The following is a 9,220-nucleotide window of genomic DNA, read 5'->3' as shown; positions in this document are numbered from 1 at the left end:
AGAATACATTGACCCGTTTACGGGTGAGCAAGTGAGCACAGGCAAGAAGTAAACTGCTTTAGCAGTAGCCAGAGAATAAGAAACGGTTGGCAAACCGTTCAATGCATCTTTAGATGCAAGTTGGTAAAAGCCCCTTCTAGGGGCAGAGCAAACCACCAGCTGAGCTGGTGGTGATGATTTTATTTTTCCACATTCTTTAGACGGATTGGAGGGCAGTCCATAAAATTTAACTGCGTGGTTGAATATGGAAGATAAAAAGCCATTAACTGTATGAAGGTAGTTAGGGCTGTAATTTTTAGGGTTGTTTATCTCCATGAAAGCAGAGGATTATTTGGAGCTGCCTGACTGTGTAACAGTAAATACCCCAGTTGCATTGGACAGCAAAGCGAGAAAAGCGTATGAAACATTGGAAAAGACAATGCTGCTTGAAATCAACGATGAAGAAATTACCGCAGATATGGCAGCAGTCCTTACAGGGAAGCTGTTACAGCTTGCCGGCGGTGCCGTATACGATGGCAATCATAATGCCCAGATTATTCATGATTGTAAGATAATTGCTTTCATGGAATTGGTTGACGGACTTGCAGGGGAACATGCTTTGGTGTTTTATGGATACCAGCACGAAAGGGACAGGCTGTTGAAGGAGCTTTCTAAAACAAAGCTTCGGGTAAGAGTTTTCGGTGGTGCCAATGATGAAACCGATTGGAATAACGGTGAGATTGATGTTTTGTTAGCGCATCCCATGAGTACCGCCTATGGCCTTAACCTTCAGGATGGAGGACACCATGTAATCTGGTATGGCCCTACATGGAGTTTGGAGCAGTATCAGCAGGCAAATAAAAGATTGCATCGCCAAGGGCAGAAAAAGCCCGTAATTATTCACCATTTGATTGCGGAGGATACAGTGGACGGTGATGTAATCAAGGCTTTGGATAATAAAAGCGGTACCCAGGAGGCGTTACTTGGAGCATTGAAAGCAAGAATTGAAAAATACAAGGAGGGAAAAATATGATTAGAGATAGCGGGGATAGACAGGTTTTTGAAACTGGTGCAGTAAGAGATATTTCGGCAGGAAAAGGCCGTTGTGACTTAATGCCTTTGGGGGTAGCTGCGGAGACCATGAATGGTGATGAAGTTCTTGGATGCCTGGCGCAGTACCAGGAAAACGGGGACGAAGTACATTTGTTTAATGCATTGATTACTTTTATGGGCGATAACTATGATACTGTTGAGGATGCATTTTTAGATTTGTCCGTTCACTTTGAAGAGGGCGCGGAGAAATACGGCATGGGGAATTGGAATGGGTTACCTGATTGGACGTTTCTCAGTTCTGCTGTACGTCATTATTTGAAATTTAAAAAGGGTATGGCGGACGAAAATCACGAAAGAGCCTTTATGTGGAACATCGTTTGCTTGATTGCTGTTTTAGGTTAACCATAGAATCAAAAAAGAAAGGAGCAAGAGGTTTGGTCGACCGAAAAAACAGCTGTTTACTCCCATGGTGATATGGAACAAGAATTATTTAATAACAACATGGATCTAACATATTTTCTTTTACACAAATATTTTCCCTGGTATGCCAATGATGAAGATGCAAAACAAATTTGCTTAATAGGGCTTTGGAAAGCATGTGAAAAATTCGATCCAAACAAAGGATATGCTTTTTCAACTTTTGCGGCGAGGGTTATTTTAAATCAAATGAGGATGTTTCTCAGAGATGTAAGAAAAAGAAATAGAATCAAGTATGTTGATAACATAACGTATTTTGAGGGTGAAGAGCTAGACATTTTAGAAGCAATCCCGGATAAATATGAGGGTGAGGTTTCCTTGGGGTTTTGCTTTAAAGAGCTTTCAGGGAAACTAACCGAGAAGGAAACACAGGTCTTACAGATGAAAATCAAAGGGTATAACCAGAATGAAATAGCAAAGAAGTTGAACACTTCACAGCCCACCGTGGCCAGGTGTTTGCAGCGAATTGTAAGTAAGTTGTAGAGATGTTATTTGATATGAAAAAGATCTGGGGAAATGAAAAAAGCCACCCCAAGGGGTGGCCATGTAGAAGGCTTAGTTAGCGCAAACATTGATAGCACGTGTTTTGCGGCTATCTTTGGGATCTGCCTCTGTGCCAAAAGTCACTGATTGACCCTCATTCAAAGATTTGAAACCATCTGTCTGGATAGAAGAGAAATGTACGAATATATCTTCTCCGCCATTGCTAGGTGTAATAAAACCAAAACCCTTATCCGCATTAAACCATTTTACTGTACCGTTATTCATAATCAGTACCTCCTAAAAAATATTATCCCGGGCATATAAATAAAAAAACTCTCAAGCAATAGTCAGATAATAATTATCGACTAGGTCTTAAGAGCGAATAATCATATATACGAAATTATTATTAGTATACACCATTGGAAATGTGATGTCAAGAAAAAATTTAATGAATTGAAATTGTTATGAATAAACAAGTTGATGTATTTTAAGAGAGGTGATGTTTTTGGGGAAAGAATTATTATTACGGTATGCTGACCTTCAGGCTGAGATTGAAGATTTACAATTAAGAATTAGAAAAACTGAATGCCAGATTGAACGCATACAGGCTGGTGGTACCGTGCTGGATTCTGTGAGAGGAACCAGAAAAGACGGTACCATTGGAAACATTCGTATTGAGGGTTTCCCTGTGGTTATTCGGGACGAAAAACTACAAAGACTGCATCGTTATAGATTGCAGTTGCGAAATTCTGAAAAGCGAGCTGCGGAGTTAGTAAGTGAGATCGAGAAATACATAAATTCCATTGAGGATTGTCGCATGAGAAGAATTATCAGATACAGGTTTATTGATAAGCTTTCATGGAATGCGGTGGCAGATAAGATGGGTGGGAATGCAACGGGGGAGAGTGTTAGGAAAAACTTTGAAAGATTTTAAACTTTTTTTCCAAATGTCCTGCATGTCCGTTTTCGATATAGTACAATGATATTAGTTAGAAGTGTATAATTAATACAACACCTCCTATGGGCATTGGTGTAAGCTGTTGCCCTTTTGTATGGGATTGACTAAAAATTATGCTTTTAGTCAATTCTGTGTTATACTAAAAAGTAAAGGTGGGGTTTAATATGGGTGATAAAAGTCCAAGGAAGAAAGAAATCAAGAAGAAAAAGGCAGCTGTAGATAATACTGGTTCCACAATAAAACAAAGCGAAAAGAAAAAGAAAAAAACGTATGAGTAACAGCTTAACCGACATTTAACCGTGTCGGTTTTTTCATACCCAAAACCATGAAGTGAGGTGGTATTATTGACGGAAAAACAGAAACGATTTGCAGATGAATATTTAATCGACCTTATTGCGCTTGTTCGGGATAACCAAAACCGATACAACAGACAAAGATATTACAAAAAATGCCGAATATTCAAAGCAATTCGAGAATACGGAGCAAATCAATTTTACTGCCATATTTGCGGCGAAAATGACAACGTTGTCCGTCAGTGAAAGTACAGCCGATATTGTGGGGGATAATGCGAGGGTGGCTTTGTTGGATGAATGTATGAGTGATGCTTGGAAAAAAATTAAGCGTATCACTTCCCGAATGTTGGGAACGGGTGGTTGCGTTGCTGTGCCGTATGTGCAGGACGGAGAAATTCATGTTGATATTTTGGAGCAGAGCAGAATTATAATTCACTCAAAAAAAGGAAATCGTATCACAGCCGCCACCGTTCTTGCTGACAGCGTCACACAGGGGACAAGAAAATATTACCGTTGGACGGATTACAGGGTGGAAAATGATGTTGTCTACATTTCCAACAGAGTAACGGATGAAAGCGGAAAGGACGCTTTTATTGAGCAATGGGCAGGAATTGAGGACAGAGCAATAACAGGCGTTGACCGTGTGCTATTTGCTTACTTCAAGTCTCCTGTTGATAACCGTAAATTCGGTGATTTTTACGGTGTTCCAATTACTTATGGATGCGAAAGTTTAATCAATGAGATTTACGAATGCTTTGGGCAGATCAGGGACGAATACAGCTTGAAAGAGGTTCGGGTATTTGCCGACGAAAGAATGTTCAAGAAGGATGAAAAAACAGGAAAATATAAAATGCCGAGCAAACTATTCTTTGCCGCTCATAATGAAACTGGTTCGATGATTGAAACATTCAGTCCTGACATTCGAACAAGCAGCTATTACGACCGTCTGATGTATCTTTTTGAGCTGTTGGAGCGTTCGGTGGGAACGAGCAAGGGTATTTTGACCGCTCCCGAGACAAGAGGGGCAACGGCGACGGAAATCAAGGCAGGGTTATATGATACATACGCCATGATTGCTGACATTCGGACAGTGATAGAAAACGGAATGAACGATTATATTTATGCTTGCAATGTGTTAGCGAACTACTATGGCTTAACGCCCATGGGGGGATATGAAACGGCTTATGACTGGTCGTATTCCTTGATTGAGAGTTCTTCCGAAACATGGGGGCAATTAAAAGATGCCCAGTCCATGGGGCTTAAGAGCAAGGCAGAGCTAAGACAGTGGTTGAATCCCAATGAAACAGCCGATGAAGCGCAAGCAATGATTGATGAAATCAAAAAAAGCGAGCCGACATTGGGTGAATTGATTGGTGGGTGATGTAAATGCTCACAGAAGATGAATTAAGCTTCTTGGCTGATGTATTCGGCGAACGGTTCGGGGCTGTTGGGGCGAAATTGCTAAATGATATGGCTGTATCGCTGAAAGAGACAGGCGATTTAATACCGTCTTATGCAAATCGCTTGCAACAGCTTTACAAATATGGATACGACACTGATTTGATTTCCAAGGAATTAGCGAGGGAAACAGGAAAAAGTCTTGCGGACATTGAAAAAATGTTTCAATCCGTAGCACAGGAAGGCTATGACTGGGTGAAACCGTTTTACGATGCAAAGGGGATAAAACAAATTCCCCTTGCTGAAAATGTGGCATTGCAAACCATAATCAAATCTGCTGCCAAGACAACCAGAAATAGCCTATTAAACTTAAGCAATACAACAATAGTTGGCATTGGTGGAGGTAAGGATTTTCAGCCGATTGCAAAGTTTTATCAAAAGACGGTTGACAAGGCGATTACAGCCGCCGCTACCGGTGCGCTGGATTACAATTCAGCCATAAAAGAAGCTGTAAAGGAAATGGCAAACAGCGGCTTGAGAATTCAATATGAGAAAGGCTATACGAAACGCTTAGATTCTGCTGTACGGCAAAACGTACTTGACGGTATCAGTTACATAGCTCAAGAAACCGCAAAGGCCACCGGGGAAGAATTTGGTGCAGATGGGGTGGAAATATCAGCCCACAGTCCATGCGCTCCTGACCATTTACCGTATCAAGGGAACCAATACAGTACAAAAGATTTTGATAAGCTGCAAGGACAGTTGAAACGACCAATAGGAAATTGGAACTGCCGCCACATTGCATATCCGATTTTGTTAGGAATCAGCAGTCCTGCCAACAGCAAGGCGGAACTGGCGGAAATGCAGCGGTATTCCAATGAGAAAATTGCGATTGATGGAAATGAGTATACAAGATATGAATGTACACAGATTCAGCGGAAATTAGAAACCTCTTTGCGATACACCAGAGAGGAAAAGCAACTATTTCAAGCTGTAAAGGACGCCGATGGAACCAGAGAAGCAACCGAAAGGATACGCTTTCTTTCTGGTAAATACAAAGAAGTCGGTGAAAAGGCCGATCTGCCTACCAAGGCTGAGAGGACAAAGACTATTGCGGCAAAAATGAAAGAAAAATCTTTTGAAAGTGGCATTACTAGTAAGAAAAATGCAGGATTTGATAACGCAAAAGTAGATATTGACTTCATTAATTCTTCTGAATATAAAGACAAATTTAAACATATTACTAACAATGCAAAGGTTAATACGCAGATATATGACCAAGCAAGGGCAATGCTTATTCACAGAAAAGGAACCTACAATGAGGATTTGTGCTTAATTAATAGCTTGTCAGGAAAAGTGGTTGGTAGGCAAGTGAATAGCAATGTAGTCAATAATGTTGTTTACAATCGTAGTTTAAATAAAGCGATAGCTGAAAGTGAACCGTTTACTTTAATAAGCGTTCATAACCACCCGACAAACATTCCGCCTACTGGTAAAGATTTCACATCTAATGGATCGCATAAATACAATCTTGGTATAGTAGCATGTCATGATGGTACAGTTTACACATACAAATCGGGTAATAAAATTTTTACGTCAGGTTTATTTGATAAAAGGGTTGAAAAGTACAAGAAAGTTTATTACAATAGTTCAGAGGTAGAAGTCCACGAGATGGTTCTCGATGAATTTGTAAAGGAGTATGGTATAGAATGGAGCAAGATAAAATAAAATCATATTACGACGGACCTGTTGCTACTTCAGCAAAAACCATTGAAGAATTGGAAATGGACATTGCCGAGGAAAAGAAAAAAAGTGAACAGATGAAAGAATGGGAAGATGATTAAACCACTTAGACAAACGTTTAGGTGGTTTTTTCATATAATGAATTAAGGGGGTGATTCCAAAATGAAAAAGTTAACTATCGGCTTTTAATGTGGAGGTGATCCCTTTTATCTCGTCTTTGGGCAATAGACGTTAAACAGGTCTTATTTTTATGCAAACTACCCCAGCCAAGGGACAAAACTGGCGGCTCAATACCGGGACTGGCCGGAGAAAAAGGAAAGAGTGCGAAAGGAGATACAAATATGGAATGGTTAAAAGAAATTTTGAAAGATATTGAAGGCGCAGAGGATTTGGAAAAGAAGATTGCTGGAGGTATTGGTAAAAACTTTGTTTCTAGATTGGATTTCAATGCCTTGAATACCACAAAAAAGGAATTGGAAGCGAAAATCACAGAATTCGAAACATCCGGCAAGGATGCGGAGAAGTTCAAAACAGAACTGGAAACGCTGAAAACGCAGATTGCTGAGGAAAAAGCTGCTGCCGAACAGGCCGCAAAGGAAGCCAAAGAACAGGAGGAAATGCAGAGTCGTTTTAATTCTGTCGTTGGTGAGCAGAAATTCCGTGATGAACTGACGGGCAAGGCGATTTACAATGAGTTTGTTTCTTCTTTGAAAGATGAAGCGAATAAGGGCAAGGGGGATAAGGATATTCTTGAAATGCTCACGAAAGACAAGAATTATTTTGATAACCCGAATAAACCTGTGGATATGCCCGGCATGGGAAGTGTCGGCATGACAGACGTTGAAGAAAACAGCATGAGGGCAATTATGGGATTGCCCGCAAAAGAAAACAAATAAGGGAGGTTTTAAAATATGGCAAACAACATTGTTTTAGCAAAGAATTATGCACCGCTACTTGACGAGGTGTACAAACTGGCATCTGTGACCGCTGATTTGATTAGCGATAGCTCTATGATGCGTGCAGGGGCAAACGCAAATGAAATTTTGTATCCACAGATCAGCGCCACTGGTCTTGGTGATTACAGCAGGAACAGCGGATACACCAGCGGTGCGGTTGATGTGTCTTGGAAAACGGCTATCTGCTTAGCGGGGGACGGCTGCCATGAGAGAGAAAAATATTAATACAAGACGAAGAGCAAAAAAATTGAATTTTCAAAACGGATAATGGTATTGGAAATGGCTCTTTTGTGGGTAAATACTATCGGGGTAATAGGACTTGCTTATTATAGTGTGTTTTGTGGCTCTGATTCAGCCTTTCCTTGGCTGACAGCTATGGTTTCGTTGCCTTGGGCGGCATGGGGCGTAAGCAAGACAGGATACACCATGAAAAGCATAAAAGAAAATACAATGGGTGGGATTATATATGATTCTGCCATAGACGGAAAGGGGAATAATAATGATGTGGCTGGTTGAAAATTGGGTTATTTTGGTGGTAGGTATTGCGGGGGTAGCGATAGGAGTTTCTGTTGTGTATGATTTTTCCAAGCTGCCAACACAAAAACAAGTTAAAACAGTAAAAGAATGGCTGCTATATGCTTGCATCCAGGCAGAAAAGGAGCTGGGTGGCGGTACCGGGCAATTAAAACTAAGGTATGTATGGGATTTATTTATTGCAAGATTTCCGTATTTGACGAAGGTTGTATCCTTTGAATTATTTTCAAGATGGGTGGATATGGCTTTGGTGGAAATGCGGATGCTGCTGACGCAGAACAAAGCAATTCAAGAGGTCGTAAAGGGGGAAGCAGTATGACCCGACAGGAGTTAGTGGATTTTGCCCGTTCCAAATTAGGCACGCCCTATGTATATGGCATGAAGGGCGCAGTAATGACGCAAGCCAACTTCAATTATTTGCAAGGGCAATACGGCAAGAAGCTTGTTTGGGATTCTGATGAAACAAAAGTTGGAAAGGTCTGTGTGGACTGCTCTGGACTGATTTCTTGGGCTACTGGGGTTATTTTAGGCTCTGCTCAGCTATTTGATAAGGCAATCAAAAAGGAGCTTATAGGCACGATTAAACAGGCTCCTGTAGGTGCTTTGGTCTGGATGAAAGGACATGTAGGGATTTATACCGGGGTGAAAAACGGTGTGCCATATTACATAGCTGCAGATGGATCCGCTTACGGTGTACGAGAGGTACCCTTAAGCAAAAACAACTTCACCCACTGGCTTTTGATGGATTATATTAATTATGTAGAAAGGGATAATGAAGTGGTAAAAAGAGAAAAAATTATTGTGAATGGTAAAGAATGCGAAGCGGATATGATCCGCAAGGATGGAACGACCTATATCAAGACAAGGGATGTTGCAGAGCTGCTGGGGTTGAAGGTTGGCAATAAGGGAAGTGTGCCAGTACTTGCTTCAAGGTAGAGCGTACTAAAAACGTACTATTATATTTTTTAAAGGCGTAAAAAAGGTGAAATGAAGAAAATAGATGCAGAGAAAAGCCCTTAAAAACAGGTAAAAACACTATGTAATTTAAAGAATCCACAATGGAAGTATAAAAGGAAAAGCCCCGAAGATGCTGATAAAATCAGTATTTTCGGGGCTTGTTTTTGCTCTGTCTTTTCCCAAAGGGAAAAGACGTAACCACTGTTTCTCAAACGATTGCTTCCTCTCTTTGGCAAAATTACTGGTCCATATCAGAAGCATTTGCCACTCAGACAATTCCATTAATATTATAACCACGTCCCTAAGTGGGAAATTCGCCTCCAAAACTCAATTATTTTTGCGTTTGGGTTCACTTTTTTATGGGGCTGTGAAGAAAGCAAAAGTACTAC

Annotated in this window: 14 protein-coding genes; 13 read left to right on the top strand and 1 reads right to left on the bottom strand. The window is 40.7% G+C overall.

Annotation, left to right across the window (positions count from 1 at the left end):
* Positions 1-313: 313 nt before the first annotated feature.
* The 3 genes from CLNEO_RS13730 to CLNEO_RS13720 all read left to right on the top strand — a co-directional run bounded on the left by CLNEO_RS13730 (position 314) and on the right by CLNEO_RS13720 (position 1,992).
* On the top strand, positions 314-1,012 hold the full coding sequence (locus CLNEO_RS13730; RefSeq protein ID WP_066090309.1) for a helicase-related protein: 699 nt from the start codon (positions 314-316) through the stop codon (positions 1,010-1,012).
* Positions 1,009-1,434 carry a dATP/dGTP diphosphohydrolase domain-containing protein gene (locus tag CLNEO_RS13725; protein ID WP_066090306.1) on the top strand — a complete coding sequence of 142 codons (426 nt, stop codon included), beginning with the start codon at positions 1,009-1,011 and terminating at the stop codon, positions 1,432-1,434. Before CLNEO_RS13730 ends, CLNEO_RS13725 begins: the two co-directional genes overlap by 4 nt.
* Before the next feature lie 72 nt (positions 1,435-1,506).
* Entirely contained in the window at positions 1,507-1,992 is a 486-nt protein-coding gene (locus CLNEO_RS13720; RefSeq protein ID WP_066090302.1) for a sigma-70 family RNA polymerase sigma factor, read from the top strand.
* A gap of 72 nt (positions 1,993-2,064) precedes the next feature.
* Here CLNEO_RS13720 and CLNEO_RS13715 read toward each other — a convergent pair whose 3' ends face one another.
* Positions 2,065-2,277, bottom strand: coding sequence for a cold-shock protein (locus CLNEO_RS13715; RefSeq protein ID WP_066090300.1), 213 nt, complete (start codon positions 2,275-2,277; stop codon positions 2,065-2,067).
* A 220-nt stretch (positions 2,278-2,497) separates the two neighbouring features.
* On the opposite strand from CLNEO_RS13715, the gene CLNEO_RS13710 reads away from it, so the two are divergent.
* The 10 genes from CLNEO_RS13710 (at position 2,498) to CLNEO_RS13675 (ending at position 8,810) form a co-directional block, all read left to right on the top strand.
* Complete coding sequence (locus CLNEO_RS13710) at positions 2,498-2,926, top strand: hypothetical protein (RefSeq protein ID WP_157723595.1); 429 nt, start codon at positions 2,498-2,500, stop codon at positions 2,924-2,926.
* A 368-nt stretch (positions 2,927-3,294) separates the two neighbouring features.
* A complete protein-coding gene (locus CLNEO_RS16070) occupies positions 3,295-3,489 on the top strand; it encodes a hypothetical protein (protein ID WP_162266482.1) in 195 nt (64 codons plus the stop codon).
* Entirely contained in the window at positions 3,467-4,624 is a 1,158-nt protein-coding gene (locus tag CLNEO_RS13705) for a phage portal protein (protein ID WP_162266481.1), read from the top strand. The genes CLNEO_RS16070 and CLNEO_RS13705 overlap by 23 nt, the downstream gene beginning before the upstream one ends.
* 5 nt (positions 4,625-4,629) lie before the next feature.
* Positions 4,630-6,369: a phage minor capsid protein gene (locus tag CLNEO_RS13700; protein ID WP_066090293.1), complete on the top strand. Its 1,740-nt coding sequence runs from the start codon at positions 4,630-4,632 to the stop codon at positions 6,367-6,369.
* Positions 6,351-6,485 carry a hypothetical protein gene (locus CLNEO_RS16450; RefSeq protein WP_278276630.1) on the top strand — a complete coding sequence of 45 codons (135 nt, stop codon included), beginning with the start codon at positions 6,351-6,353 and terminating at the stop codon, positions 6,483-6,485. Before CLNEO_RS13700 ends, CLNEO_RS16450 begins: the two co-directional genes overlap by 19 nt.
* 240 nt (positions 6,486-6,725) lie before the next feature.
* Positions 6,726-7,280, top strand: a complete 555-nt coding sequence (locus tag CLNEO_RS13695) for a phage scaffolding protein (protein ID WP_066090290.1) — start codon at positions 6,726-6,728, stop codon at positions 7,278-7,280.
* Positions 7,281-7,295: 15 nt separating this feature from the next.
* The gene (locus tag CLNEO_RS13690) at positions 7,296-7,565 is read left to right on the top strand and encodes a hypothetical protein (protein WP_066090287.1); all 270 of its coding nucleotides are present in this window, start codon (positions 7,296-7,298) and stop codon (positions 7,563-7,565) included.
* A 63-nt stretch (positions 7,566-7,628) separates the two neighbouring features.
* Positions 7,629-7,856: a hypothetical protein gene (locus tag CLNEO_RS13685; protein WP_162266480.1), complete on the top strand. Its 228-nt coding sequence runs from the start codon at positions 7,629-7,631 to the stop codon at positions 7,854-7,856.
* Complete coding sequence (locus tag CLNEO_RS13680; protein WP_066090280.1) at positions 7,840-8,193, top strand: hypothetical protein; 354 nt, start codon at positions 7,840-7,842, stop codon at positions 8,191-8,193. Before CLNEO_RS13685 ends, CLNEO_RS13680 begins: the two co-directional genes overlap by 17 nt.
* A complete protein-coding gene (locus CLNEO_RS13675) occupies positions 8,190-8,810 on the top strand; it encodes an NlpC/P60 family protein (RefSeq protein ID WP_066090277.1) in 621 nt (206 codons plus the stop codon). The genes CLNEO_RS13680 and CLNEO_RS13675 overlap by 4 nt, the downstream gene beginning before the upstream one ends.
* Positions 8,811-9,220: the final 410 nt, after the last annotated feature.

Origin of the sequence: Anaerotignum neopropionicum, assembly GCF_001571775.1 — a bacterium.
Taxonomy (GTDB): domain Bacteria; phylum Bacillota; class Clostridia; order Lachnospirales; family Anaerotignaceae; genus Chakrabartyella; species Chakrabartyella neopropionicum.
Note: the sequence above shows the minus strand (reverse complement) of the source record. Positions and strands in the feature narration are given on the sequence as shown.